Source organism: Nocardia sp. NBC_01377, from assembly GCF_045040005.1.
GTDB classification, from domain to species: Bacteria; Actinomycetota; Actinomycetes; order Mycobacteriales; family Mycobacteriaceae; genus Nocardia; species Nocardia noduli.
In genome coordinates, this window is the sequence record NZ_CP109566.1 from 274,466 (window position 1) to 301,366 (window position 26,901).

Annotated in this window: 21 protein-coding genes and 1 pseudogene; 11 read left to right on the top strand and 11 right to left on the bottom strand. The window is 61.5% G+C overall.

Annotation, left to right across the window (positions count from 1 at the left end):
- Nucleotides 1–15 precede the first annotated feature (15 nt).
- Nucleotides 16–1,326: a phenylacetate--CoA ligase family protein gene (locus tag OG225_RS01225; RefSeq protein ID WP_405180046.1), complete on the bottom strand. Its 1,311-nt coding sequence runs from the start codon at nt 1,324–1,326 to the stop codon at nt 16–18.
- Nucleotides 1,327–1,706: 380 nt separating this feature from the next.
- Between OG225_RS01225 and OG225_RS01230 the strand changes: the two genes are divergently transcribed.
- The 8 genes from OG225_RS01230 to OG225_RS01265 all read left to right on the top strand — a co-directional run bounded on the left by OG225_RS01230 (nt 1,707) and on the right by OG225_RS01265 (nt 12,656).
- Nucleotides 1,707–4,028 (top strand): AAA family ATPase, encoded by a 2,322-nt coding sequence (locus tag OG225_RS01230; protein ID WP_405180047.1) that lies wholly within the window; start codon nt 1,707–1,709, stop codon nt 4,026–4,028.
- Nucleotides 4,025–5,659 (top strand): hypothetical protein, encoded by a 1,635-nt coding sequence (locus OG225_RS01235; RefSeq protein ID WP_405180048.1) that lies wholly within the window; start codon nt 4,025–4,027, stop codon nt 5,657–5,659. Before OG225_RS01230 ends, OG225_RS01235 begins: the two co-directional genes overlap by 4 nt.
- 51 nt (nt 5,660–5,710) lie before the next feature.
- Nucleotides 5,711–7,501 carry a glycosyltransferase family 4 protein gene (locus OG225_RS01240; RefSeq protein ID WP_405180049.1) on the top strand — a complete coding sequence of 597 codons (1,791 nt, stop codon included), beginning with the start codon at nt 5,711–5,713 and terminating at the stop codon, nt 7,499–7,501.
- Between the two features lie 767 nt (nt 7,502–8,268).
- On the top strand, nt 8,269–8,979 hold the full coding sequence (locus OG225_RS01245; protein ID WP_405180050.1) for a B3/4 domain-containing protein: 711 nt from the start codon (nt 8,269–8,271) through the stop codon (nt 8,977–8,979).
- 12 nt (nt 8,980–8,991) lie between these two features.
- The gene (locus OG225_RS01250) at nt 8,992–9,327 is read left to right on the top strand and encodes a thioredoxin family protein (RefSeq protein WP_405180051.1); all 336 of its coding nucleotides are present in this window, start codon (nt 8,992–8,994) and stop codon (nt 9,325–9,327) included.
- A gap of 188 nt (nt 9,328–9,515) precedes the next feature.
- A complete protein-coding gene (locus tag OG225_RS01255; protein WP_405183149.1) occupies nt 9,516–10,331 on the top strand; it encodes a fatty acid desaturase family protein in 816 nt (271 codons plus the stop codon).
- Between the two features lie 66 nt (nt 10,332–10,397).
- A complete protein-coding gene (locus tag OG225_RS01260; RefSeq protein ID WP_405180052.1) occupies nt 10,398–10,640 on the top strand; it encodes a hypothetical protein in 243 nt (80 codons plus the stop codon).
- A gap of 48 nt (nt 10,641–10,688) precedes the next feature.
- Nucleotides 10,689–12,656, top strand: coding sequence for a CHAT domain-containing protein (locus tag OG225_RS01265; RefSeq protein ID WP_405180053.1), 1,968 nt, complete (start codon nt 10,689–10,691; stop codon nt 12,654–12,656).
- Between the two features lie 43 nt (nt 12,657–12,699).
- On the opposite strand, the gene OG225_RS01270 is transcribed toward OG225_RS01265, so the two are convergent.
- Both OG225_RS01270 and OG225_RS01275 read right to left on the bottom strand, forming a co-directional pair.
- On the bottom strand, nt 12,700–13,209 hold the full coding sequence (locus OG225_RS01270; RefSeq protein WP_405180054.1) for an ACT domain-containing protein: 510 nt from the start codon (nt 13,207–13,209) through the stop codon (nt 12,700–12,702).
- A gap of 1,582 nt (nt 13,210–14,791) precedes the next feature.
- A pseudogene (locus OG225_RS01275) lies at nt 14,792–14,939 on the bottom strand (IS30 family transposase); the annotation flags it as partial.
- 188 nt (nt 14,940–15,127) lie between these two features.
- On the opposite strand from OG225_RS01275, the gene OG225_RS01280 reads away from it, so the two are divergent.
- Nucleotides 15,128–16,645 carry an IS1634 family transposase gene (locus tag OG225_RS01280; RefSeq protein ID WP_405183150.1) on the top strand — a complete coding sequence of 506 codons (1,518 nt, stop codon included), beginning with the start codon at nt 15,128–15,130 and terminating at the stop codon, nt 16,643–16,645.
- A 63-nt stretch (nt 16,646–16,708) separates the two neighbouring features.
- Here the strand turns inward: OG225_RS01280 and OG225_RS01285 are convergent, their stop codons facing one another.
- On the bottom strand, nt 16,709–17,548 hold the full coding sequence (locus OG225_RS01285; protein WP_405180055.1) for a transposase: 840 nt from the start codon (nt 17,546–17,548) through the stop codon (nt 16,709–16,711).
- 74 nt (nt 17,549–17,622) lie between these two features.
- On the opposite strand from OG225_RS01285, the gene OG225_RS01290 reads away from it, so the two are divergent.
- Nucleotides 17,623–17,823, top strand: a complete 201-nt coding sequence (locus OG225_RS01290) for a hypothetical protein (RefSeq protein WP_405180056.1) — start codon at nt 17,623–17,625, stop codon at nt 17,821–17,823.
- A gap of 193 nt (nt 17,824–18,016) precedes the next feature.
- On the opposite strand, the gene OG225_RS01295 is transcribed toward OG225_RS01290, so the two are convergent.
- The 6 genes from OG225_RS01295 to OG225_RS01320 all read right to left on the bottom strand — a co-directional run bounded on the left by OG225_RS01295 (nt 18,017) and on the right by OG225_RS01320 (nt 20,874).
- The gene (locus OG225_RS01295) at nt 18,017–18,199 is read right to left on the bottom strand and encodes a hypothetical protein (protein WP_405180057.1); all 183 of its coding nucleotides are present in this window, start codon (nt 18,197–18,199) and stop codon (nt 18,017–18,019) included.
- 265 nt (nt 18,200–18,464) lie between these two features.
- Entirely contained in the window at nt 18,465–19,019 is a 555-nt protein-coding gene (locus OG225_RS01300) for a group II intron maturase-specific domain-containing protein (protein WP_405180058.1), read from the bottom strand.
- 82 nt (nt 19,020–19,101) lie between these two features.
- The gene (locus tag OG225_RS01305; RefSeq protein ID WP_405180059.1) at nt 19,102–19,248 is read right to left on the bottom strand and encodes a hypothetical protein; all 147 of its coding nucleotides are present in this window, start codon (nt 19,246–19,248) and stop codon (nt 19,102–19,104) included.
- Between the two features lie 403 nt (nt 19,249–19,651).
- Nucleotides 19,652–19,960 (bottom strand): hypothetical protein, encoded by a 309-nt coding sequence (locus OG225_RS01310; RefSeq protein ID WP_405180060.1) that lies wholly within the window; start codon nt 19,958–19,960, stop codon nt 19,652–19,654.
- Nucleotides 19,961–20,014: 54 nt separating this feature from the next.
- A complete protein-coding gene (locus OG225_RS01315; RefSeq protein WP_405180061.1) occupies nt 20,015–20,503 on the bottom strand; it encodes a DNA-directed RNA polymerase subunit beta in 489 nt (162 codons plus the stop codon).
- On the bottom strand, nt 20,500–20,874 hold the full coding sequence (locus tag OG225_RS01320; RefSeq protein WP_405180062.1) for a hypothetical protein: 375 nt from the start codon (nt 20,872–20,874) through the stop codon (nt 20,500–20,502). The genes OG225_RS01315 and OG225_RS01320 overlap by 4 nt, the downstream gene beginning before the upstream one ends.
- Before the next feature lie 244 nt (nt 20,875–21,118).
- Between OG225_RS01320 and OG225_RS01325 the strand changes: the two genes are divergently transcribed.
- The gene (locus OG225_RS01325) at nt 21,119–22,252 is read left to right on the top strand and encodes a helix-turn-helix domain-containing protein (RefSeq protein WP_405180063.1); all 1,134 of its coding nucleotides are present in this window, start codon (nt 21,119–21,121) and stop codon (nt 22,250–22,252) included.
- A gap of 168 nt (nt 22,253–22,420) precedes the next feature.
- Here OG225_RS01325 and mobF read toward each other — a convergent pair whose 3' ends face one another.
- The gene (gene mobF, locus OG225_RS01330; RefSeq protein ID WP_405180064.1) at nt 22,421–26,587 is read right to left on the bottom strand and encodes a MobF family relaxase; all 4,167 of its coding nucleotides are present in this window, start codon (nt 26,585–26,587) and stop codon (nt 22,421–22,423) included.
- Nucleotides 26,588–26,901 lie beyond the last annotated feature (314 nt).

A 26,901-nucleotide genomic window follows, 5' to 3' on the forward strand; every position in this document is an offset into this window, starting at 1 on the left:
CGTCCGCGCGACGACCTATGGCTGTCGCACCCGGCGTTGTTTGATGCCACGAGGGAACGCGGCCGACCCGTACGGCTCCAGAACCACTGCAGGATCGGTGACCGTGCCGAGTTGTGTACGGAGCACTCGATATTCGCTGTTGGCGGCGGAGAGTGCATCGGCCGCTGCGGCCGAGAGACGTTGTGCCAGTGTCTCGTCGGCGACCATCTCCGGACGGAGCTCGACTTGGATCCGCAGCTGTTCGCGCTGTTCGTGACGGGTGGTGGAGAGTACGAACTTCCCGGTGATCGCGGTAGCGAAAGCGGGATGGTCGATGGCGGCATGGACCGGATCGGGGTAGATGTTCGCGCCGTACAGGGATGCTGCGACATCGGTGCGGCCGGACATGGCCAGATACCACGAATCCGCGCGCACCGCCCCAGCCAGGTCAGTGTGGCCCGCGGAGCCGAGAATCCGGGCGAGGTCGTATCCGCTGAAGACGGCGCCCCGATCATTGACCCGGTACCGCACCGTCGGCACCGTCCCGCCGATCGTGAACAGTAGGTACCCGTCCTCGGTTTCGATGTAGCACGACTGCGGGTCGTACTCGACGAGCGTAGGCTGCAACCCCGTGGCAGCACCCGAATCATCGGTTCCGAAGACTGCCGCCGCCAGGGCGTCGTCCCGGCGTGCCGTGCGGCGAACAGCGATCGTGAAAGCGGTTTCGTTACCGACGAATCCGATCTCCGATGCGCCGTAAACGGCGATCACCCGCTCCGGCTGCTCCCGGCGCCCGAGCAGTTCCACCACGTGGTCACGCCAGTCCTCGCTTGTCGGTTCCCCGCCGACCAGCAGCCGGATGTCCTGGCGGAGAGCCGGTTCGGTCGCCTGATCGAGCAGGTCACGCACGTAGGGCGGGTACCCTGCGATCACGATCCGCTCGAAGAGCGGCCCAAGGGTCGTCAGCGCGGTCTGGGCCGAGATCAGGTCGACGCCAGGTGTGATGACGGTGATCCGGTGGCCCCGCAAGCGCAAGCCGAGCAGCGCAAGCAAAGCGTAGGTACCGCCGGTCCAGGTGCCCATGGCGAAACAGACGATTACCAAGGTCCGGTGCTCGTCTGTACCGAACTGCGAACGGAATAGCGAATCGAAATGCTCCTCGGCGTCGGTGAAAGACTTTTCGCCTCGCGGCCAGAAGGTCGCGGTGCCGGATGTCCCCGAACTAGCGACCACCAGCGCTGCCGACTCGGATGTGCCATCGACGCACTCGCTCAGGGGCCAGGCCGCTGCCAGATCCTTCTTGGTCATCGGCGGCACCGACGGGAAATCGTCGGGGCCGCTGATCATCTCGGCATGCACACCGTGAGCTGCGAGAAAGGCTGCGTAGCGGGGCGAGCTGCTTGCGGAGCGGAAGGTCGCGAGTGCGGCGACCAGCCCGGCCCGACCAGCCGGGTCCGTTGTGCCGAACGGGGCCGGGCCGGGGTATGGGACGATATCGGTGTGAGTGCTGGCCCGCCAAGCCGACTGTGCTGATGTCGTCGCTTGAGGTCCAGTGTCCGTAGGTGCCATGGTCTACCTTCGTGCCAAGGGTGGTATCGAGTGCCTGAACGCACAATGAGCTTCCGCTCTCCGCGCAGGCGCCGGCCGCGCTGGCGGGATAACGCTGGACAACCCGGGACAGCGTTGGATTCACCGCGCTCCGCTGGAGGGGCTGTCCGGAGGTTCAGGTGAACAGTACGAATCCGCGCGACCGCTTCGTCTCCGAGCTGACGACGGCGATCCAACGTGCAGAGCGGCTAAGCGGCAGGCGCATCGATCGGGCCGAGTTGGCCAGCCGTATGAACATCGGCCGGTCGACGCTCTACTCCTATCTGAACGGCACGATATTGCCTCCGATCAGCACCCTTGATCGCCTGCTGCACGGGTTCGGCATAACCGGCGCCGATTCCGGGCGCCTCGCCACCCTGCGTGACCGAGCTGACGCCGTGGGCCGACGCAGGAGCACGGCCGACAATGTGGCAGTCGCAGGGCCCCGCCCTCCGCTGCTGCCGCCTGTCACGCCACATTTCGTCGGCCGGGCCCAGGAGCTCGAACGACTCTCCGCTGCGGCGACGGACGCGGCAGCAGGGGACTCGACGATCATCGTGGTCACCGGAACCGCCGGAGTGGGCAAGACGGCACTCGTATGTACCTGGGCGCGTACCGTCGTCGGACGTTACCCGGACGGTCAGCTGCTAATCGACCTTCAGGGTTTCGGCGCGGCCACGCCGATCGATGCGGCGATGGCACTGCACCAGCTATTGGAGTCACTCGGGATCGCGGCGGCGACAATCCCGACTTCGGTGACCGCCATGACGACTTTGCTCCGCACTATCATGGCCGATCGCCGCCTTCTGCTGATCTTCGACAACGCGCGGTCTGCCGACCAGGTGCGCCCGATGTTGTTCGAAATCTCAGGCTGTTTCACGATAGTCACCAGCCGGAACCGGATGGACGGTCTCGTGGTGACCGAGGGCGCGCACCGGCTCGTCGTTGGGCTGCCAGCGGATCGCGATGCGACGAACATACTCCTCACACGCCTGCGGGAAGAGTCACCGTCGGCCAGAAGCGATCCCGCGGTGGCCGAGCTGACAACCTTGTGCGCTCGTTTACCGTTGGCGTTGAGCATCGTGGCCGCCGACTTCCCCGAGCGTTCGATCGCCGAGCGCGTCGCGGAGCTTCGCGCCGAACAGAGCAGGCTCGATCTGCTCGGCGTCGACGGAGCCGATGGCGATCTGCGCACCGTGCTGTCTTGGAGCCATCGGAGCCTGCCCGAGCCTGCAGCGCGACTGTTCCGCCTCATCGGGGCCCATCCGGGGCCGGATATCGATCCTGAGGCCTGTGCGGCCCTGCTCGGCGACGACGAAGACGCGCGCCGACTGCTGCGAGTTCTCACCCATTCGAATCTGCTCACCGAGCACCGCGGTCGTTTCGCCGCTCACGATCTGCTGCGTCTGTACGCACAGGAGCTGTCGCGCGCCGAGCCAGCCGAGCGGAGCGCGGCTGCCACGCGCCTGCTCGACCACTACCTGCGGGCCACGACTGCCGCCAATTTGGGAATCCAGCCGTGTAGAGCGCATGAGTTGCCGCTGATGGAACCAGCGTCGGAATTCGTGCCGGACCGGTCATACACCGAGAGCATGGAGTGGTTCGGACGGGAGTGGCGATCGCTGCTCGCCCTGGTCGAAATGGCTGCGGCCGAGGGATTTCCGGCCTATGCCTGGCGGTTGGCGGTGCTGTGCACGACGTATCTGCGGCGCTCGGGGCGGCGCCGGGAGCGCCGGGAGATCCACCGGCACGCTGTGGCGGCAGCGGCAGCCTGCCACGATCCCGTCGCTCACGCCACCACCCTGCGCTTGCTCGGTGACGCTACTGCTCGTCTGGACGAGCATGGCACCGCGATCGAGTTGCTCACCCTTTCGATGCGCGAGTTCGAGGTGCTGGACGACCCGGACGGTGTACGGCAGGCACATCTTTCGCTGTGCCGGGTATACGAGTCGCTCGGCGCCTATGAGACGGCACTCGCGCACGCGGAAACCGCACTGACATCGGCTGTGCCCGAGGACGGTGTACTCGCCTACGCCGACTACCTCAACGCCACTGCCAGGCTCAACGCGCGATGCGGAAACCATCGGAAAGCGGTGACCATGGCAACGGAAACCCTGGCGTACTACCGGGAGCTCGGCTATGAGGAGGGCAGCGCCGATATTCTGCTCACCCTTGGGGCTGCCGAGTCCTGGCTCGGCTCCTTCGAGGTCGCGCTCGAACACGTCGAAATATCGTTGTCCGTCGATCGTGAGCTGGGTGACCACTACCGCGCCGCGCTGGCGACCGAGCAACTCGGCGATATCCACGATCGCCGTGGAACATCGCACCGTGCCGTCGAATACTGGGAGAACGCACTGGCGATGTTCGACGATCTTAGACATCCGGATCGCGCCCGGGTGGCTGCGAAGCTGGATGGTCAGGACGCCTCGCGCGGCCGGCTGCATCGAGGAGTGAGCGAATGACGGAAGAGACCGGGCACGAGTTCCGATTTGCCTGTGCGCGAGTAGGTTTCGAATCATCCACGCAGCACGAGTTGCTCGGTGGTTTCGACGGGCGCGATCGGCGTTCGGTGATGCTCTACGCGATGCGCGACCGGGTGGAGCAGTTGTTCGTATCGCTTCACGAATCACTCCACCACGAGTTGCAGTGGTCGACCGGCTGGGGAATCTCGTCCGCCATGGCCGGGCTGCTGGCCGAGGCCGGCATGGACCGGCTCGGTCGGATCGCGCGGGAGATGCACGATTCCTGCCGGACGGTCCACGAGACCTTCGCAACCACGGTGTCGTCCGGCGTCGTCGGGATCCCGGCCGCCCGTCGAATGCTCACGGGCAATGCCCCGTACACGCGCTACTTGGACGATGGGATCCGGTTGGGTGGGCAATCCGATCGGCCGTGGCAATTCCGGGAATCGGCGGTCCAGATGCTGCTGCGTGCCACGATGCAACCCGCCGCGCTGACGGCGATCGCCGAGCGCGGATTCCGGCGACTCCGTGTCGAGGACGTCGCCGTCCCGCAGGCCCGGCCGGACGAACGGCTGCGCCGGATTCTCGCTGCCGCGCCGCACTGGTGGGACGGAGTGTTCACCGAACTGGCGGAGAAATGGCCCGAACGCGGGGGCGAACTCGGCGACGAGCACGCCCGGCGACTTCCCGATGATCCGGCGGCGATTATGGCTCTGAAGGATTGGGAGGAGACCTTTCTGTTGCCAGAATTGTCGGAAACCGCAACGTTGCGGTTGACGGCGGCGGGCCTGCCGACTCTCGACCAAGCCGGTTATCTGCATGCCATCGAGGAACTGCGCGTGTCGTTTCTGGAATCGGCCCCCGAGGACTGGATGGTGGAGCTGCTCCTGCCTGGGCACGGGGTCGCAGACGAACCGCTGGGTGTTGAACGTGAATCGGCGGTGCTGTACCGCGAGCGTGCCGTCGCGGATATCGTGCCGCCGGATACGTTCGATGATCGGGTGCCGGAGTTCCGCATCGCCGATACCGACGGCACCCGGGTTGTTGCGCTGTATGCGATCACAGAAACGTTGCGGCGCCAGTTCGCCGAACTGGCCGAAGATCTGTCCCCGGATCGAGCGGTCCTGCTGCTCATGGGCAATGCCCGGGGCGCGTCCGGAGACCGGAGGGTTCCGGTGGCCTTTATCCAGCCTGAGACATCACCGGCGGCGTTACGCGCGATGTTCGCCGGACCTCGCTGTGTCGTCCTGACGACATTGCGAACCACCCGGTATGCCGCTTACCGAGCGGCGGTGCTCGCGCTACCGCTGTCGTTCATCCTCATCGACCTACCGCTGAAACGGCAGATCGCCACCTGGGTCGATCAGCAACTGCGAGTCCGCTACCGGATATTCCACCTCGGCGTGGCCCGGCAGGTGAACCTCGTGGTCTTCGGCCTGGAAGAATTACCTGGCAGCTGGTTCCTCTGCTATCGCGGCGATGCCGGATTCGGTGACCTCGTGCGGGTACTCGATGACTACGCCGAGCTCGTCATGCCGGATCTTCGCGTGCCGGACGAGGTGATCGGCGACATCGGCGCGGTCACGACCTGGCTCCTGACCGCTTGGTGGCGCTTCGAAGAAACCGAATAGATTCTGTTCAACTCTCCAGTGTGATCCGTGAGCGCAAGAAAAGGCGGTCCCGTGCCCGACGATGTATTCAATTGGCTGTCCTCCTCACTCGACGATCAGGTGACGGTGGACGAGCGCCTGGTCACCCGAGTAGCCGACGATCTGGGAGCCGTCACAGCCGCTGAGATCGGCGAAATCGGCGACGTCCTGTTATCGATTCTCGAAGACCATTCCGGCACACCGTTTCCGATGCGCGTCGGGCAATGGTCGGTCACCACCTCGACCCGGAATCTTCGATCTGCGCTTTGCTCGACACTGCTCGTCCTCGGCCTGCAGGCGGCTGGCGCGACGTCACCGACGATCGTCTTGGCGGCCATCGCCCCCTTTCTCCTCGACATCGAGAAGGTCGGCTTCCGACCGGAGAGTCGGGATGTCGTCGGGGAGATGCGCGCCGATATCACCGACGCGGCCGAGCGCGGCGCCCTATGGGCAGGGCTCCCGGAAGATCTACGGCACGAGATGCCCTATCTCCGGATGATCGAGTTGTCCGAGCAGCTGCAGCGGGCAGGAGCTCTCACAAAACTCCCCGATGCACCGAATCCTGCTTTCCGGCAACGGATTCATGCGGCTCCGAGCGAGAGAGTGCCGTCTCGTCGTCCGCCGCTGGCGTTGCTCGTCGCCGACGAATGGCTGCCGTCGAAGGGCGGAATCAGTTCGCTGAACCGGTATCTGGCCTTCGGGCTGGCCGAGACCGGACTGGAAGTCTACTGCGTCGTTCCCTCCGCACGCGCGGAGGAGTTCGCCGATGCACGCCGAGGAGGTGTCGAACTCGTGACGCCTGCTGGTATCCCTGGCCTTGAGCCGGGCGCAGCGCTCGGAATGACCCGCCCACTCGCCGACCACCTCATACCTGACATCTTGATCGGGCACGGCCGCGTCACCGGGCCACAGGCCAAGGCATTGCGGGACAGTTTCTATCCGGATGCCTTCCTTTACCACATCGTCCACATGATCCCGGACTATTTGGAATGGTCGAAAACCGATCGGCACATCGACGCGGGCACGCGCGCCGAATCGCGATCGGATATCGAGGAGAAGCTCGGAGTAGCTGCCAACTGTGTCGCGGCCGTCGGTCCGATGCTGTACGAATGGTTCTCTTCGGTGCTCGCACCATGCGAGTCGCCGCCGCCGCTGCTGCGGTTCGACCCGGGATTCGACACAGTCGAGAACAAGACTCGCGTTCCATCGCCCGGACGCCCCTGGATTCTCATGCTCGGCCGGCTCGGCGATGCGAAGCCGAAAGGACTGGATATCGCCGCTGCGGCAGCTGGCTGGGCGGTGCACATCGCGAACGGTGCCCCCAGATTCGACTTCGTCCTCCGCGGTTCTCCGGAGGGGCAGGCCGAGGAACTGCACGAGGCCGTTCGCGGCTGGTCGCAGCAGACGAGTTTGCGGGTCATCGTCCGCAATTACACCACCGAGATCGACCGCCTCCGCAACGACATGATGCGGGCTGACCTGGCCCTGATGCCCTCTCGGACTGAAGCATTCGGACTGGTAGGACTGGAAGCCATCGTTACTGGAACGCCCCTGCTCGCGACTGACCAGAGCGGACTGGCGATGCTGCTTCACCAGCACCTGCCGAGCGAACTCTACGACCAAGTCGTCGTGCCCGTGACAGACGACATCGAGCACGACACAGCGAGCTGGGGCCATGCCATCGCCGCCGCCATGCGCAACCGCAGTGCGAGTTTCGCCACCGCGGCGGCGGTCCGCGACACGATGGCGAGGGCCTGCACCTGGGCCCGTTCATGTACTGCTCTGATCGACGTGTGGAACTCTGCGCGCGGAGACAGTTGTTGACTGCCATTCCCGACGGCTTGCGCCCAGTGTGCCAATATTCGCGATCCTCGATGCCCGAACCCGCCGCGCTGCCACCGCAGCTACCCTCGGGTCCTCCAACGCGCCAAACACCACTTTCCCCGAAAACCTGCAGCACAGGAACATCAACCACGATCGACCACCGGACATCCAGCCACGCCGCCGCGTAAGTCAACGGCATTGAGGCCAAACCCGTGGCGACTCAAGCTTGATTTTCGACTCAACGTAGCGTTGGTGCGTGTCCAAGCTGGCGACTCTGACCTCAACCAAGGATTGCTGGTACGCATAGCCTAGAGCGTGATTGAATTCCCTTGCGTAACTGCACAATCGCGCCTAACTCAAACCGGGAACATTGAGTCGCCATCTACCCTGGGGTTCGATCTGGTAGCTCAGGCATGAGTGGGTAATTTTCGAACCAATTGTCTAGTCGAGAACGGAGAGCACAAAGCCTACGAACATCGCCGAGAATTAAGTCGACCGATCGTGCCGTGCCACCACTCCCGCATTCGAACAACTGTGAAACTCGCCGAAGCTACTTACCAGAATGTTCGATCGGTGAGCGCCATAAATATCTGCGCAGTACTACAGCAATGAAGCTCTTTAGAGCATAAACCGGGCTACTTCACGATTACCTCCTGGCATCGGAGGGGGATGCCACGGCCACCGGGCATCAGGAAGTGGTGTGTACACCAAATAATCAGACATATCCGACTAGGCCTATCCTCTACACAAAAGGAGAACGTACTTTAATGAAGCTCATCGTATCCGATGAAATCAAGCGCAAATTCACCGATCTCAGAATCGCTATTCTAGTGGCTTCGAATATCGACAATAGAGGGATAGACGAAAATCTGCAATCGCTCAAGCGAATTGCGGCAGATAAAATGTTCACGGACTACTCCTATGAACGCCTCAATGAATTGAACGAAATCGAGGCATGGAGGAACGCGTACCGAGCGTTCGGCGTAAAACCAAAGGACAGTCGACCGACTGCTGAAGCCTTCCTTCGAAGGCTCATAAAGGGCGAAACATTTCCAACAATTTCGAAAGCAGTCGACTCGTATCTGCTAGTCGAGACTGAATACTACCTTCCGGTCGGCGGATATGATCTCTCGAAGATATCTGGCGACGTACACCTGCGATTCTCAGACGGGGACGAGCGGTTCCAGCCCATCGGAAGTTCCGCCGAAGAGGCAACCCGACCGGGTGAGGTCATCTATGCTGACGATGAGAGGGTCCTCACGCGCAAATGGAACTTCCGAGATTGCGACTTCTGCAAGGTAACAGATTCATCGACGTCTATCGCACTCTTCACAGAAGCGCCTTCAGCGGACATCGATACATTGATATTGGAGAAATCGATCGCGAGGATGGCAGAACTAATTACGACATTCTGCGGTGGGACCGCTCGAACCTTCATGCTGGATACATCGGAATCACTCTCGATCGATATCCACTAGATTGAGCGCCCTGTGCTCTATATCTGTACCGCAGACGATCTCGCAGAACTAGTCGCGCATTGCAACACCCTCGTAATAAGCTGCTACTCCGATTGGTGCCCAGCATCAAGTCAATCGAAGCCAGTGTTCGAGATGATATCCGCCACTTACGCTAACCGCGCAGACTTTGCGAAAGTCAGGACAGATGTCAGCCCGGAAGTTGCAGGAATTCTAATGGTCAAAGCGATACCCACCTTCTATGCGGTACGCAGTGGCCAGATCCTGTCGATCATGCCTGGCGCCGCATCGGAGGCCAGGCTTATCGATTGGATGACTCGCGCATTCGGGTGGCTCGACCATCCGGCATAGCTTACAAGTGTTGAAAAATCTAAGAGTACACACGGGGGAATAACATGGCGGCCGATCGAGATCTTCCTAGGCCACCACTGACTGTCAAAAAGGCAGTCCGGGATACTTCACAAATAGACAATATTCACAATGTGCCATACATACTTGCCGACTGGTCGATGTGGGGCGCAGCAGCTGCCATCAGCACGATGGCGGATAGCCTTGTGGTCTACATTCTTGCAGTGACAGTCATCGGTAGTCGAATGCGTGCGTTAGGTAACCTTTTACACGAAGCAGCACACAGGAAACTCTTTCGCTCGAAGTTCTTGAACGACTTTACCGGGGGCCTGCTCTGCGCGTGGCCGCTGGGCATTGGATACCTTCAGTACGTCAAGCAGCACAGGCTGCATCACGTGTATCTATGGGATGAGAACCGAGATCCAGATGTCAGCTTATATCGGCTAACACGAACTGAGACCGGCTCCAGCAATTCGTGTACACGACGGAGATTTTGGATAGTTCATGTGGTTTTCGCTGCCCTTCCGGTGATGCCGTGGCGGAGACTAAGAGACGACCTCGCAGGAAACAGGCGCCGCCTTCTGAAGCTAGTCGTAGCCGTCCTGGCCATGGCAGGTTTGCAGATTTGGGAACATCTGTGGATTGCCCAGATCGTGCTGTTGTACTGGCTCGTTCCGTTTCTTACCTCATACCAGACAATTACCTATTGGGCAGAATTAGGGGAGCATGGCGGCATGCGTAATCTTGGTCGCCTTTGGGGCAGTCGAAATTGGAGAGGAAATATAATGTCCCGATGGCTGATAGGGCCTCATTCCGACGACGCATATCATCTTCTCCATCATTGGTTCCCAAGTGTTCCGCATTATCGGCTCGCTGAGGTCGACAGCATATGTACAAGCGGTTGGCCGCAGTACGCAGGGCATCCCCGTTGCGACGGATTCTTTCTGTCCAGCGATCGAAACCGCTCGGTAATAAATGATATGTGGGTTGGCGTTAATCCCGCTTGAAGTGACAGAAAGCCCCGGTCAGCGTTCCAGTCTAAAGAAAGTAGTGGAGATTTGGTAGGAATCATCTTGGGTGCTGTCGCAATGGCCATTGGGCTGGCACTTGTAGTCGTCGGCGCGATGTTATGCTGGCTAGAAGAACGCAGTAAACGTGATGAAAAGCTGCGCGGACCGGCAGAGTTCGTTGAAAGTCTGGCCAAACTATTAGAAGTCTTGACGAATCACCCGGTGGGTCTGAGGATGATCACATTGGGAATTGTCCTGTACTTTGTGGGCGGAGCCGTCTGCGCCGGCTTCGCATTGACCGGCTAGAGCGACAGAATGGTATTTCACCCGCTGTGGTACCCGCATCCTTGGTGGGTGGTATTCCCTGAAATGGGAGACCGTCGCGAAAACGTCGGCAGGATACATTCATGCCTGCAATCTGATGGCGGATTCGGTAACTGGCCGAAGTCGACCAGTTACCTGGAATGCTGCTTCCAAGCATTTGTCACACTCAACGCACTGGACGCAGTTTCAACGCTACGCGACAACCGGGTACGACAATTCTTGATGGATCGAGAGATTGCCAGTGGCGGCTTTGCTGACGACCCTTTCGGGCGTCCAGTTCTGTTCAACACATTTTACGGCATCGTATGTTTGAACATGCTCGGAGGGTTGGACTCGGTCGATCGCCGAGCACATACACGCTTCATTCGTGCTCATTTAGTTGAGGTGAATGGTGTATCAGCTTTTGTATCGAGTCCCGGTTGGCGACCCGACCTCATCGGAACTTTCTGGGGCACCGTCACACTCTCCTTACTCGGAACACTGACCGAGTCGGATATGGCTGGAATAGAAAGGTTTGTCGATTCCTGCTGGACAAATGATGCAACTGGCTATGCGTCATATCCTAACATGACCGGATACGTGGAATACACCTATTGCGCACTAAATATCTTGACATTGCTAGGTATCTCAATTGCACCAAATCTTCGATCTGCAATTATAAAGACAATTGCCAACTTATACGATTCAAGTACCGATCTATTCGGCGAGCAACCCGGGGCACCAGGAACTCCTGCTGACTCGATGTGGTCGATTGCTTCTCTCGCAATGTTGTCGGCTCTCGAAGAGTTAGACCTACGTGCGCATCGGCGCCGCATCCGGAGCATGCCAACTGACCAGCTGTGGACGCTACATTGCAGGCTGTCGATTCTGAACTATCTTGACGAAACCGAGCCTGACACACGTATGAAAATTGTCAGCATAGAACACGTGCCAGTCAGCAATGGGTACGTACTCGTGTCCACTCAAGTCGAGGAACGACCTATCGCAAATGTTCCACCTCTTGAACTTGATATTTCCTCGAAAACACCTGCAGTACTGGAGACCATCCTCGATCGTCTGGAATCAGCGATCATTAGCCGGAAGCCATCGTCGCACGATGAATTTGATAATAGTCTCGCGGACGCAGTTGCTGAGATAAATGGCGTATGGCTGCCAGCGAGCACTTGGGCTTCCAATGATGGTGACTATACATTCACCGAGATGTACAGTGAGCCTGAGTTGCTTTCGGTCCCCCTTGAGCTGGCCCGTGTGGGTGGCGAGACCATAGGCACTCGCACGGCTTGTGGCCGTATCCTTCGATTAAATGGTATAACGCTTTCCGGTGGTGTTGACTTGCGACCGCGATCGACGGCGAGTGTCCTACTACTTGGCGGCTCTCATCAAGGTAAACGAGAAGTTCTGGTGGGCGTGGGGCGCGAAGTTTCGATACTTGAAGGAATATTCAAAGATGCCGACGTCAGAACCGAAGTCGTGAGCGGCCGTGATCTCACGAGGAGTCGGATAAGAGAATTGCTGACGACAGAATCATGGGATATTATCCATTTTTCGGGCCATACATACGGTTCAGCCTCCGACCGCCACATCGGCGGGATTATCGTGGCCGACGGCAACGTGGAAGCGCGAGCAATGGTTGCATGGTGCGACGGGCGAATGCCGCGGTTGGTGTTTGCAAATGGGTGCGGATCTGGCCGTCTTTACGGAAGCAAACGGGGAGTATTCCGCTGGACAAATAACGGAATGGCGCGAGCGTGGGTCGAAGCAGGCTCTTCGTATATCGGATCGTACTGGTCGATTCGAGACGGGGACAGTAGCCGGTTTGCGGCGTGTTTCTACTCGCTGCTTAAGGGCGGCTTACCTACAGGAGAGGCGATTAGACTGACTAAAACCCAAATGCGAGATCATGGAATGGGAAAGAGGTCATGGGCAGGCTATTCTCTTGTAGGTTCACCAAGACTACGCATATTCACGTATCGATTTACTCCTCGTACAATCCAATGATGTGTCAACCCATGGAGAGACGATAGTCTGGAGGTTCGATTTTCTATTTTGATTCGATAATTCGTCGGGTTGCAGTCTCGCTTGTATCTCGCAGAAGCATGAGAACCTCTGCTGCTCTGCTGGATGGTACGAATAGATGATCGTGATGCAATCCGGAGACGACATTGCAGGAGATTCGCGACTCTGCAAGGCGGGCGCTGATAGCTGCGGTTAAACCTACAGTGTGCAACGATGAATTAACCATCAGTGTGATGCGTGCCGCCACGTAATCGTATTCGATACCGAGGCTATCGGCGTCTTGGCGGCGAATAATAATGCTCAGACCTTCATACTCCTGAATCGAAGCGGCAATTTCACAGTCCGGAAGTGCAGGGCCAGCAAGTGTAAACACGTATTCATCAGGCCACAAACGCGGATCGAGATTGCTGAGGATCGCATCAAGCGATGGTACGCATCCATTATTTGGTTGAACAAATACGCGATCCAGCAAGTTTGGTCCAATTGCGTTGCTGTCGCGCTGCTCATTGATATCACGTGTTGCTATGATGAACATCCTTCCTGGAGCCCTTCTCGGTGAGGTTGTGCGACGAATCGTACATTAATGGAGCTTTGAGAACAAATCACCTTGGGCGTGTGACTGTCGACTACCCGCAGCAGATTTCATATTGCGCTACAGGGCCCAATAGCTGCTAAGCAATGGCCTACGTATCTCGATACAGTGTCCGAGGGGCGTGGACAGGAACTGCGGCGTCGGAGCTTCCGGACCATTCTGGCATAAGTGGATAGAAGAAATACGCAAACTTGGTCGAGCCCGTGCGGTAGGCTTATTCCTGTTCATTATTACAGAATTGGGGAGATTCTCAGTGGTGAACCCCGTATTCCTGCGTGCTGGCATACGGGAGCGCCTGTGCGCTAATTCTAGGTTTCAATGTCAACGTTAGGAGACCCTCCGTGACAAAATATGGGTCGCACGGCACCTTCTATCTGGATGAAGCAGCTTTTTCGGTCCGATGGTTGGACCGACTAGCATCGGCACGACTTTCGCTTCTAGATATGAATGCCGACAGTTTGCTGGTTTCTGCACATAAGGCGCAGTCGCCAGATATGGCGATTGCCGTTGAAGGTTTGCTTGCTGTAGCACGTGCAAACGGTAGTCCGTTCTCATTTGGTGCCGAGGGTGAAAGCCTCGTTGAAGACGTCATGAGTTCCTCCTCCTCGATCGCAAACAGAATTAGGATTGCGGAGACAGGATTTCGCACGTACTTTGGTCCAGTCACAAAGAGTCGGTGGTCACACTGGTCATTCCGACCTGAGTTCGCCATACTGCTTTGTATGGAGGTTTCGAGGAATTACTCAGTATTTATCCGAATAGTCGCGGCCGATGAAGTGGCATCGGCTCTATCTCGGGAGACGTTCGAACTGCTGAAAGAGCCGCTATATCGATTCCCTGTGTCACATGTTATTCAGTCGGCGTCAACATTTGCCGATGATTTTTATCAGTCGGATCTCCCGATAGACGATCGGAGATGGTCTATTCTGGGTCCAATTTTCGCAGAATCGGCGACTGGGCGAATTCAGTGCGCAGCGAAGCTGCCGACTATTGAGACGTATCTACGCAGTGAATCGACGATCAAGCAGATATGTAACAGTATCGGAGCCATCGATGCTTTGGGGAAGTTGTTGGCGGTCCTGAGTCGGCCTGACCTTGGGAGGACAGTAGAACTTAAGTCCGGCTCGATCCTTGCATTTTCGAACATGGCGACCCTCCACGCTAAAACGGACTATGTGCACTCGGCGCTCGGACACCATCGAATGCTTCGCACATATTCAACGTCCGGTGCCGAAGAAATTCGATACAGGAGCGACGAACTAGTGGTATAGCTGTTTGGCGGCGGTTTCACAGCAACTGCGATCGGTGTGGTTGGCTCGAGACTGCGAGTACAGAAAACCAGTGCCTCTCAATGACGGCCAGTACGAGGATTGCACCCACCCCGCCCGTAATATTGATCGTGCAACGCGAGGATCGGGGAACCCCTGGGACATGTCTGCGGTGACTGCGTTCGCCGGAAGGCGGAGGCGTATTCAACTGTTGGACGAAAGAGTTTGTTCTTAAGCAATTGTAGGTGATAGGTCTTCGCCTCGGTCGGAGTGCGCCATCGGAGAACCTTCCGAGGCCGGGTGTTTGAGGGTATGCGCGACAGCCGCGAGGTTCTTTGCGATCCATTGTGACAGGTCGTTGCCCTGGGGAAAGAACTGGCGCAGGAGGCCGTTGACGCTTCTATGTCAATCAGCCGGTCTGTGCCGGGTGATGTCCTGACTTCGGACAGATGTTGATCTTGGGAGCGTTTGTGGGCTGGTGATCAGCGGGTTCGCTGTCACGGGGGCCTGAATTTGCGCACTAACTCGATCTTCGTAGGGTGGGCCGGGTGGCCTACGTGCGGACGGTGAGGACCGCGTCGGGGGCGACAGCGGTGCAGATCGTATGGTCTACGCGCCGTGGTGCCCGCGATATCGAGCATGTCGGCTCGGCGCACGACGACGCAGAGCTGGAAGCGTTGCGGGCCGCGGCGAACCAGCGCCTGGCCGGCGGCCAGGGCGAACTCGACCTCGGCGTCGCTGGTCCGGCCGGTCAGGGCGGGACCGCCGAATTGCCTTCGGGGACTTTGGAGATCGTGAGTTCCCGTGCCGCGCATCTGTGGGATGCGCTCGATGCCGCCTACCGGGTGCTGGGGTTCGCGAGCGTGACCGACGATCAGGTTTTCCGGGATCTGGTCTTGGCCCGGATCATCGAACCGACCAGCAAAGCCGATTCCGCCCGTGTTCTCGCCGAGACCGGTATCGACACCGTGTCGTATCGGACGTTGACCCGGCGGCTACCCGGCTACGCGAAAGACCAGTTCCGTCAAGCGCTTTCGGCCGCGTGCGCGGCGCATGCCGGGCTCGGGCCGGCGTCGCTGGTGCTCTACGACGTATCCACGCTCTACTTCGAAACCGACACCGGCGACGGATTCCGCGAGCCCGGCTTCTCCAAGGAACGCCGGCTCGAGCCGCAGATCACGATCGGCCTGCTGACCGACGCGCGCGGGTTCCCGCTGTCGGTGGCAGCGTTCGAGGGCAACAAAGCCGAGACCGCGACGATGTTGCCGGTGATCACGGCGTTCAAGCAAGCGCACCGGCTCACCGATGTCACCGTCGTCGCCGACGCCGGCATGATCTCCGAAGCCAACCAGATCGCCATCGCCGCGGCCGGGCTGTCGTTCATCCTCGGCACCCGCATTCCCCGCGAACCACAAGTGGTCACCGACTGGCGAAACCGCCACCCCGGCAAAGAGATACCCGACGGACATGTGTTCACCCAGCCCTGGGCCGCGACCGGCCGGGAGAAAGCGCGCGGGATCCCCGACACCGTCATCTATTACCAGTACCGGGGCGACCGCGCGCGCCGCACCCTACGCGGTATCGATGAGCAGATCGCCAAAGCGCAGAAAGCGGTCGACGGGAAGGCGCCGGTGAAGAAGAACCGGTTCGTGAAGCTGACCGGCGCCACCAAAACCGTCGATCGCACCCTGGAAGCCAAAACCCGGGCCCTGGCCGGTTTGAAGGGCTACACCACGAACCTGACCAGCGAGAACGCCGAGTTCGTGATCGGCGCCTACCACCACCTCTGGCGGATCGAGAAAGCGTTCCGCATGTCCAAACACGACCTGCAAGCCAGACCGATCTACCACCACAAACGCGAATCCATCGACGCCCACCTGACCATCGTGTTCGCCGCGCTCGCCGTCAGCCACTGGATCGAAACCCGAACCGGATGGAGCATCAAGAAATTCGTGCAGACCGCCCGCCGCTACCGGACCATCGAGATCCGCGCCGGCAACCGAACCCTCACCGCCGCCGACCCGCTACCCACCGACCTCGCCGAAGCCCTCGCCAAAATCCACAGCGCCGCCGGGCCGGGCCCGGCGAACTTGCACACTAACCTGTCCTAACTCAGGTGACAGGTCGTTGCCCTGGGGAAAGAACTGGCGCAGGAGGCCGTTGACGCTTCTATGTCAATCAGCCGGTCTGTGCCGGGTGATGTGGTGTTGCCAGGAAGTCTGGTCGAGGGCCATCGCTCGGTAGATGACGTCGATGAGATGACGTTGCAGGATCCGGCGAGCGCTGCGGGCTCTCTTGCTGGGCTCGTGGCGCGCGAGGAGTTCCCGAGCGGAGGGGTGAAACCGCCTCTGCACGATGGCTGCTGTGTAGAGCACACTGTTGAGCCGTCGATTGCAGCCTCTGTGCAGGCGGTGTCGTTCCTTGTCGGAGGAGAAGACCGGGACCGGCGCGCAGCCGGTGTAGCGGGCGAGTTTGGCCGAACTGGAGAATCGAGTGATATCGCCGATCTCGGAAATCAGCACTGCCGCCGAAATATGGCTGATACCGACGATTGCCAGCAGCGCGGGCGCCAGCGGTTCCACCAGGTTCTTGATCGTGGTGTCGAGGTCATGAATGCGCCGGTTGTAGTCGACGACCTCGGCGATCATCTCGGTGAGCACGCGATGGACATGACTGCCCAGCCCTGCCGTGTCCAGCCTCGTGGTGAGGTCGGTCAAGGCCTTGGCGCGGGCCAGGTCGCCGGGGGTGTGGTCGATCCAGATGTGCACATGCGCCTTGAGCTGGTTGATCGCCATCGTTCGGCGTTTGACGTTGTCGGAGCGGTAGTCGACCAGGATGCGGAGTTGTCGCACGTGGTCATCGATCCGATGCCGGTCCGGGTTCGGGGTGGCGATCGCCGCGCGAGCGATCGCGGTGGCGTCGATCGCGTCGGACTTGGACCCGGTCGCCGCGTGCAGTCTTCGGTGCGCCTGCCCCCAGCCTGGTCGGCACCCAGACCACTTCGTGCCCGGCAAGGAGCAGACCATCGGCGAGTCGTCGGGCGAAACCGCGGCCGTCCTCGATCGCCCAAGTGACGACCGTTTCGTCAGTGAGTGCTCGAATCCATCTGAGCACCGCGGTGATCAGCATGCCGTCGTTCTTCACGGTCAGTGGTTTTGCCGATCGGTCTGCCGGCGGCATCGACAGCCACCGCGACATGAACGTGCTTGTGTGGATCGATCCCCACCGTCACCATCGAAAGTCCCTTCTTCGGCCAACGCGCGACGACGGGACAGCGGCGAGGCCCTGACCAGGGGACAGACCTATTGCGAGTCGACGGCTCAGCAGGCTTCTATCAAGTCACTCCCGGTCAGGGCGCTCGCCCTGGGGGTTGCCGTGGACACATCAACGGAAGGCGTCACCGCACGTGTTCTCGGAGTCACCAGGCAGCCCAACCGATGACGACTTCCGTCGAAGACGTCCCCGGCGAGAATCACTGTGTATTAATACGTGTTCTCGTTGGTTCCACGCTGCCAAGGACTGCGCGGGCCGGCGACGAAGACCGCCACGCAGGTCTTCGATGTCAGCTCCGCATGTGCCGACAACTCCTTACTCCGGTCCCGTGTCAGAGACTTCAGCATCGGCTCGGAGATCTTCTGCAACGCCGCCGAGAGGGCCTTGTTCATCGATGACGCCTCGTAGCCGCCGAGGGCGACACCGTTTTTGATCGGGGGCCGCGTTCCCCCATCGTCCTCACAGGGCAAGTAGACAAGGGCAGTGACCCTTGTCGACCGGTCGACAAGGGTTGCCGATTGCGGAGCGGTCGGTGCCGATGATGTAGGGGTCGGACCGGGGCGCGGTGTCGGGATTGCTCTCGGTCCGTTTCCCCGGCCCGCCCCCGCACCGGACGTGCGACTTTCACCGCATCCGGCGCTCCACCGACTGCCACTGCTATGCCGACACTGACGTTTCCGCGCTGGTCCATGGTGTGGGGATGTTGCTCGACCGCCATCGATACCGAGTGATCGGGACCGTGGTGGTGTCGAACATCATGATCCCGTTCTCTTGCGGGCGATTGCCTGGCCTGCCGGTCAGGAAACGCCGTAGAGATCCGTCCGGTGATCGTTTGTGTCGTTTGTGCAGCCATCGGGTGACCCGATGCCAGACGAAGGCATCGAGGAAGCCGAACGTCGCTTTCGACACGCCGTGACGGACGATCCTCGGAGTACCGGGTTGAAGCGTCCGAGTGGATAAGCAAGCCATGATGACGTGTCCTGTTGGTGAGAGCCCGCACCTTCGCCGTGATCGAGGCGAGCGCCTTCTTCGACGGGTAGGTGTAAACTCATATTGTTCGTGCCCTTCTTGCGGCGACGCTGGATGCGGAACCCGAGAAAGCCGAACCCCTCTTCCAAGTGACAGACCCCGGGACTTCTCGACCATCGGTATAGGCATCCTGAAATGGCGATGTGCGAGCAGCGGAACTGGGGGTGATTTCCACGGTGTCATAGGACATCAGCGTCAAGTGGTTGCATGGACGATGACAAGTGACCTGACACCGTTGGCTCGGTCTGGATTGTAGAGCAGCTGGTTACGTCCAGCCGCCCATCATGGAGGCGTTGGCGTCGCCCCGGAACGTGTCGATCCGGTCCCGGATTTCTCGATTGTGGGATTCCGTATCGTTCCCGGTGCGTTCCACCGCAGCGGCGGCGACGTCTTCGCGGATGGTGTTGCCCATGATGGCAGCCCTCTCTCTCTTGATTTCTTCTTGGTTCCCTCGCGAACGTCTATGGACTCGAGGGAATTTCGGTGCGAGTCGCGGAACTCGCGATCTATTTGGTGAACGACGTAGGAACAGCATTGGCGCGGCGGGTTCCCCGGTGATCGCACGGGCACGTACGAGCAGCCGGGGGCCGCCGTTCCCGCTGCGTGCCCGAAACTTGGCGTCGGGGTCCGGGCACGGTGCGGGAAGTTTGGGTGGCGAGTTGCCTCGGACCGTGGTGTTTTCTTCCTGGGCACATCGGAAGACACCGGGAAGGTCTAGTCCGGGGGCTCGGCCTGCCCGCAGCTGAAGGGAAGCCAGCTCTTGGGGGTCTCAGGGCCGGGGCTGGGCGCTGCGGGCAAGTATCGGCGTGTGTGCGTCACGGGTTGGGTTTCCAGCTGCCTGACGCGGGGAGGGTGAGGTCGGGGATGATGAGTGTGCAGGTCAGGGCGACGGCTTTGGGGCTGGCGCCGAAGTGCCCGAGTGTGGGGGCGAGGATGATGCTCGCGTGGTGTTTGTGGGCGGTTCCCACGATCAACGCGGTCGGCATGTAGGTGTCGGCGTCGATGGTGAGGGTGTGGGCGAGGTGGTATCCGTGGTGGCGTGCCAAGCTCGTGATGAGTAGGTGGTCGACAACCGCTGAGTGGCTGTGTTCCAGGTTGATCAACCCTATTGCGTTGGTAGGCAACGGAATGCACTCCTCATCGGGTGGATCGGGCTTCCTGAGTCGAGCGTCGTCGGGTTAGGCGTAGGCGTAGGCGTAGGTGCGGGTGGTGGCGTCGGCGCGTGCGCAGGCGTTGAGACAGACTCGTATCGAGTCGAGCACGGCCAACCCGGAGGGTCGGAACGAACTGTGCGCGGGGGTGATCCACGCCCGGTAGAAGTGGCCTCGATCCGATGGTGAGGGCAACGTGATGTCGTCTCCCTCTCGCAGGATCTTGACCCTGTTACGCCACAACGGCATATCGCGGGCAGCGACCCGGGCGGGGATGTCGGAGCGGACGAGAAACGTCCACCGGGCGTCGCGCGGGTGGGAGATGATCGGCCCGCCTCCGTGCTGGCGGCGGTCCAGATCCATTTTCACCATCTGCGCCAATGCGGCGGGTAGCTCGATGGCCCACACCAGACCGGCGCGGACACTGATTCGTCCTGTGTTCGGGTCCACGGTCGCGGGTAGGTGACAGGTGCGCCGGTAGTACTCACACCGCGAGCTCGGGGTATCGGCGGTCATGAGCACTCCGCCTGTTGTCGGGCTTGGGTGATGTCGTCGACGGCGTGAATATGCGCGATGAGTTCGGCAACGGAGTCCGCGGTGGCCTTGTCCGCGTAACTGGCAACATCGTTGCTGCTCAACAGCCCTTCGGCTTCCAGTCTGGACAGCAACCCGGCGAATTCGTCCGTGCTGGGCAGGTGACGGGTATGCCATCGCAGCCAGCCTCGCGCTCCGTCAGCGGGTTCCGGTGGTGGCGGGCCTTCGTCCTCGAGTCGGGCCAACCGGATCGCGTTGCGTTCGTCGGGGTAACTGCGCAGGTACACCAGATGCGAGTAGTAATGCTGCTGTGCGGTCGGGTTGTCGTGTTCGTCGTCGCTGGGCCATCCCATTCCCAAGCGCCTTCCTGCTCGATTCGACGTGGTAGGCACCCGCCGCCGGAGAGTCGACCTCGGCCCGACGGCGGGGCTGTCTCACAGACTTGTCGCTGGCGGAACGGTCTTTAAGTGGCACCGGGGTGGCATCGAAAAGGACCAGGCGCGGTCACAGTTGGTTGCCCAAGGTCACTAGTGGCACGGGGGGTGGCATCTGGTCGGTGAGGAGACATGCGGTACCGAGTGGTGGCAGGCTGGGTGTATGTCGTCAGCGGTCGGGGAACTGATCAGACAGTTGCGTCTCGGCAAGGGGTGGAGTCAAGGCAAGCTCGCGGCCGAACTGTCTGGAGTGTCCGGGTTCAACATGAGTCGCGAGTACATTTCAAGGCAGTGGGAATCGGGCAGGTCCGAGCCGTCAGCGTTCTGGCTGCGGCACCTGGCCACCGTGCTCGACTGCCCATTGAGCATGTTGGAGGGCGACGTGAAACGACGCGAATTCCTATCCCACCTGGCCGCTACTTCCGTAGCACCTGTGGTCGCATCCGACCTACTGGCACAAGGGTTTTCCGAGGTACTGCATTCTACCGGTCCTGGCGTGGACGAATGGGAAGCCAAGCTCTTGCAGTACGGCACCGACTACATGTCCCAGGGCGCGGCCGATATCCAACGCCGGTTGGCCGCCGACTTGGTCGTACTGCAACAGCAGCTGGATTCCCCCCGCATGTGGGCCGTGGCGGCACGGCTGATGACGTTGTTCGCCAAGACCTATCCCGGCTCCGACGGAAACAAGGCGATCTCCTGGTATTCGATGGCCGCCGAGGCAGCGGACCGCTCGGAAGACGCCGAGATTCGGGTGTGGGTGCGGGGCAGGGCCGCGATCGCGCTCGGCTACGAAGGCGCTTCACTGCCGGTGGCGCAAACCTTCGCCGATCAAGCGTTGGCGATCTCCGAGCGGCACAGCCTCGGACGGCTCAATGCCCTGTGGGGAAAGGCTCACGCGGCAGTGCTTCGAGGAGACAGCCGCACAGGCCGTCAGCTGATCGACGCCGGACGTCGCGAATTCGACCGATCGTATTCCGAGGAACAGACTTCCGACTACGCGGTCCCGTGGTGGCGCATGAATGTCTTCTTGTCGCTGCTGGCCGCACGTCTCGGTGACGAACAACTCGCGGTCCGAGCACAACAAGACGCGCGTCGAGACCTGCCGTCACAACTACCTCGCTTCGCGACCCATCTGGACATGCACCAAGGGTTGATGCTCGCCCGCGCCGGTGACCGCACGGGTGGGATAGCCACAGCTCGAAGCGCTCTGGACGCGCTTCCCCCGGAGAAACACTCGCTGACGCTGCGAATGCTGATGTCTGAGGTCGAGTCGCAAACCAGCGTCCGTGCTTGACCCGCTGCACGTAGGTCAGGAGGCGTTCGACGCCGTGTGCGGGAGGGCTGGATAGCGCGAGCAAGATCCGCGCCACTAAGCACCGCGAAAGCCGAGGTATCCACTTCTGGCGCGTGCGATGGCCTTGTCCGCTTAGCTGGCGATGTCGTCACTGCTTAGATGGCGTGTTCACCAATCGATTTCGTGGCCGGTGTCGGGCTCTTGGTGGCCGTAGTGGCCGGTGTCGGGGTCGTCGGTGGCGTATTCGATGTGGTTGCCGAGGGCGGCGGCGTCGATAGCGTCGGCGATCGCCAGTCCGACCGGCTCGGATGGCTCGGGATTGGGGTGTGGGTCAGAGGGTGCGGGCTCGGTCTGGCTGTGTGAGGTTGTGGCGTAGTCGGGTTGGTAGGTGTTGGTGTCGGTTTCGTCTATCTCCAGGCGTGCCCAGAGTGCGGCGGCGGGCATCTCGTCGGGGAGCGGTCGTTGCTGGGCGGCATGGGTGAGTTGTTGTTCGATGTCGGGTCGGGTGTGGGTGGCGTTGTCGATGTGGGTGGCGATGATCGGCCATGCGGGGTCGGTGCTGATGCGGGGGTCGATGCGGTCGACGGTGGCGGCCCATCGGTGTTGGGGGTGGCGGGTGTCGGCGTCGTTTTCGAGGAGACGGCGTTGTAGTTGTTGCTGGTGAGCGGCTTCGATCGCGGTGTGTCGAGTGGGTCCGGTGGGCCGGTAGTCGGTGTCGGGTATGTGGAGTCCAGCGCGCCAGATCGTGAGGTCGGCCAGTAGTTCGGGTTCCGCGCTGAGCAGGGTTCGCGCCCATCGGGGGGCGGTGGCGGGTGTCCAGGTTCGGGCGGTGTCGCTGATCTGTGTGGCGAGTTCGGCCACGATCTGTTGACGGGCTCGCACCGGTGCGAGGGTGGCAGGGGCGACCGCGTTGGTATTGGTGGGTAGTCCTGGTGTCCAGGCGAGTGGCCCGGGTCCGGTGGAGTGTTGGCCGGTGGGGTCGAGTCGCCAGTCCAGTACGGCGGCGGGGTCGGTCGCGGTGTCGAGTTCGCGGACGTTGATCGCCTCGCGTAGTGCGGTGATCGGGTCGGCCCCGCCGAGGGCGAGCATGGTGAGATGTTGGCGCAGGACTGGGTAGGCAGGGCTGTCGGTGAGTCCTGGGGCGAGGTGTTCGGCGGTGTGGTCGATGGTGTCGAGTCGCGCTGCGCCGATGGCGTGTTCGGCGGTTATGCCGAGAGTGTCGAGGTAGAGGTCGACGGCGGGGCCGATGCGGCGTGTGGGGTCGAGGGCGTCGCGGAGTTCGGTGTGGGCCGATTTGGCTGTGTTGTCGCGGTCGAGGATGTGGTGCAGGTGTTCGACGGCGGTGCGGGGGTGGTGGGCGGGTTGGGTGTAGATGTCGCCTTCGGCGCCACCGAGGGCGGTGGCGATGTAGGCGTGGTTGGCGTGGCGTCCGCGGGTCATCGCGACGTAGAACTGTTGGCGTGATTCACGCCCGGACAAGGCGACGTGACAGGTGTCAGCGGTGATGCCCTGGGCGGAATCGATGGTGGCGGCGTAGCCGAGGTGCAGGTGCTCGCGCACGTACTCGGCGGGCAGTCGCACGGCGGCAGTGGTGTCTGCACCGTGCGCTTGTCGGGTGACAGTGACCGATTGGTCGGGGTGTATTTCGCGGATGGTCCAGGTGTGGCCGTTGCGCACCCAATCGTGTTCATTCACGCGGAGGCGGGGGTCGTTACGGCGGGTCCGTACGGTGTCACCAGCTGAGGCAACCAGCTGGTCAGCGAGGAATACGTGCGCCTCGAACGGCGCATCGATGGGTGTGCCGGTGTGGGCGAGGCGGTGGGCGCGGGCGCGGACGTTGAGTGCGGTCACGATGTCGTGGGTGGGGGCGAGCATGACCGCGTGCGCGCCGTGGGCGGTGTCGGCGGCCCACGCTCGGTAAGTGTCTTCGTAGACGCTGCCCAAGTGCCCGGCGTGGATGCGGCCGTGGTCGAGATACCACGCGAGTGCGAGGGGATCACCGGCACGGATTCCTTTGGACGCCAATGCTTCTCCGCGGTGGGCGAAGCGGACAACTTCGGTGAGGGTCGATGGGTCGGGTGGTGAGGCGTGGGCCATGTCGGCGTGTACGCCTCCGGCGTCGATGGCAGGGAGTTGGTGGTCGTCGCCGAGGCATCGCACGGTTGCGCCCTGACCGGTGAGGTACCGCATCAGTTGTAGGCGTTTGGTGGTGGGGATCTGGATGTGTTCATCAATGATGATCAGGGTGGTGTCGTTGATGTCGAGTACCCATTGCGGCAGAGGCGGCGGGTAGTCGCCTAGATCGATGCTCGGGTGGTGGCGGTCGATGACGTTGAGGAGTTTGTCGACGGTCTCGGCACGCGCTCCGATCGCTTCGCCCAGGTTCGCGGCTGCGGCGGCGGTAGGGGCCATACCCAACACGGTGCCGCCGGCCGCGTGCCATGCGGTGGTGAGTACTGCCATGGCGGTGGTCTTGCCGGTTCCGGCGGGGGCGTTGGCGGTGTGCACGGCCATTCCGGCGGCGGCGAAGGATTCGATCACGCGGACCTGACCGGTGTTGAGCGGTCGGTCGGGGTGTGCGGTGTTGTAGTCGGAGATCGCGATCGCGACGTGTGCGGGGTGAAGGGTGCGTCCGCCTGGTTCGACGGCGAGTGCGATGAGTTCGGCTTCGGCGGCAAGCGTGGATTCGGTGGTGTAGATCCGGGAGTTCGCGCGCGTGTGGAGCGGGGTGCCGTCGCGGCGGCGTAGCCATGTCGGGACTGCACGCAGGTCGGGTTGTTCGGTGAGGTCGGGGTCACCGCGCGCGACCGCCGCCGAGGTGGGGGCGAGTGTGTGCGTGTGGACCTGTTCGACGACGCGCGGCCAGTCCGCGGGTGCGATGGTTCCGCGGAGTTGGCGTTCGATTTCGGCGCGGAGGTTGAATTCGCGCCAGGTCGCGCGTTTGTCCGATACCGCCGCCAATGCCTGATCACTGATGTGGGTGATGAACGCGCGATCGGGTACCGGACGCGGTGCGAATGGCACCGACAAAACCCGCATGATCACCGCGTCGACCGCATCGGGGCCGCCCAACACGGCGGCGGCTTCAGCCCGCCATGCCGCGCGCTGCTCGGTCCGCGAGCCGGGAAGGTGCTTGTTGGGTCGGGTTTCCAGGGTCGCGCGCTGGGCGAGTCGGTGGATTTCGCCGGGGCCGGGTTCACGCCCGAATGCGGCTTGCCACGCGGCGGTGAGGGTATCGAGCCGGTCGGTGATCGCGGTCCCGCGCCGGGACCAATGATGGATCAACGGCAACGGAATGCCGACGATTTCACGGACCCGGACCTGTTCGGAGGTGCGGTCGGGGCGGGTGGCGAACCGTATTCCGAGTGCGGTTTCGAGGTGGTGTTCCAGGCGGGTGTCATAGATTTCGGAGACGGTGACGGCGGCTTCGTGCAGGGTCGCGCCGTCGATGGTGCGCCACTTCCCGTCCTCGGTGCGCACGCGGTTGGCGATCAGGACGTGAGTGTGCAGGTCGGGATCACCCGCGCGGGAGTCGCGGTGATCGAACCTCGCGGCGATCACACCCTGTACATCGACTTGACGGACACCGTTGCGACCCAACCGGGTGAACAACGCGTTGCCTTCCATCCAGGTCAACGCGTCGCTGTAGGCGCGGCGGTGAGCGGTGGCGATCATGTCCGCGAACGGCGGTGTCGAGATGGCCCACAACACTGAAACGCTCTTGGGAGGGCTGAATGTGAAGTCGTATCCGGCCACCGCAGTGCGGTCCGGGCGGGAGTTCTTGGCTACCCACCCCGACAGTTCGCGGGCATCGAGGGGGCCGCGCTTGTACTCGCTGGTGAACATATCGGTGGCGACTTCGGTGCGTATCCGCGCGCGCACGGCGTCGGGAATCGGCGCGGTGACGCACACTCCCTCACGGGTGTTGTGGTCGCGGTATGCCTGGGCCGTGGCCGCACGGAAACCCGAATGGGAGGTGTAGACGGGGTAACGGCTGCCGAGCCGGGTTGCCTTCTCGGCCAACCGAGCGGCGTCGGCAGGCCCCACCCCGGCTGCCTGGTGGACCGCTGTCGCGCGTTCGCGGACCAATTCGGCGTTCGGATGAATCCCCTCTCCGAACAAATTTCGCATCTGATCTTCGGTGACTTCGGCATCCGCGTCGATGCCGAGTGCGGTAAGGCCGGTGCCTGACCAGGTTCCGGGGGCTTCGCCGTGTTCGTCGTAGTATTCGGCCAGTGACGCGCGTCCGCGTGCGCTGGTGTCGTTGGCGGCGGTGTTGCGTAGGTAGTACTCGTAGCCGTTGCCTGCGGCGACCTTGTGCATCGTCGCGACCATACTCACCTCCATGACGTGTCAACACGCCCAAAGGGATTCGAGGGAAGAACGGGGATAACCCTCCAATATAGCTGAGGAAACCTGGATTCGGCCGCGCCGCAATACCGAGATGCAAGATGTCTGGCTGTTGAACTTTAAGGAGATAGGGGTGGGGGGTATAGGTGAGGTGGTTGTCCGTTACAGTTTTAGTTGGCGAAGTCCAGATGTAGTTGGCGAGTGAGTGGCGAAGTCCAGGTTTTGTTGGCGAGCAGAGTACGCGAAGTGATCGGCTGACCGGTACAGGAGTCGGTGCGATTTTCGGTCCACCGCGTCGC

Bases quoted from the DNA above. Each gene is read 5' to 3' on its own strand.
- OG225_RS01270 (WP_405180054.1), bottom strand. From the start codon at position 13,209: ATGTTCATCATAGCAACACGTGATATCAATGAGCAGCGCGACAGCAAC.
- OG225_RS01255 (WP_405183149.1), top strand. From the start codon at position 9,516: ATGGCGGATAGCCTTGTGGTCTACATTCTTGCAGTGACAGTCATCGGT.
- OG225_RS01300 (WP_405180058.1), bottom strand. From the start codon at position 19,019: ATGACACCGTGGAAATCACCCCCAGTTCCGCTGCTCGCACATCGCCAT.
- OG225_RS01320 (WP_405180062.1), bottom strand. From the start codon at position 20,874: ATGGGATGGCCCAGCGACGACGAACACGACAACCCGACCGCACAGCAG.
- OG225_RS01245 (WP_405180050.1), top strand. From the start codon at position 8,269: ATGAAGCTCATCGTATCCGATGAAATCAAGCGCAAATTCACCGATCTC.
- OG225_RS01235 (WP_405180048.1), top strand. From the start codon at position 4,025: ATGACGGAAGAGACCGGGCACGAGTTCCGATTTGCCTGTGCGCGAGTA.
- OG225_RS01295 (WP_405180057.1), bottom strand. From the start codon at position 18,199: ATGAACAAGGCCCTCTCGGCGGCGTTGCAGAAGATCTCCGAGCCGATG.
- OG225_RS01225 (WP_405180046.1), bottom strand. From the start codon at position 1,326: ATGATCAGCGGCCCCGACGATTTCCCGTCGGTGCCGCCGATGACCAAG.
- OG225_RS01305 (WP_405180059.1), bottom strand. From the start codon at position 19,248: ATGGGCAACACCATCCGCGAAGACGTCGCCGCCGCTGCGGTGGAACGC.
- mobF (WP_405180064.1), bottom strand. From the start codon at position 26,587: ATGGTCGCGACGATGCACAAGGTCGCCGCAGGCAACGGCTACGAGTAC.
- OG225_RS01325 (WP_405180063.1), top strand. From the start codon at position 21,119: ATGTCGTCAGCGGTCGGGGAACTGATCAGACAGTTGCGTCTCGGCAAG.
- OG225_RS01315 (WP_405180061.1), bottom strand. From the start codon at position 20,503: ATGACCGCCGATACCCCGAGCTCGCGGTGTGAGTACTACCGGCGCACC.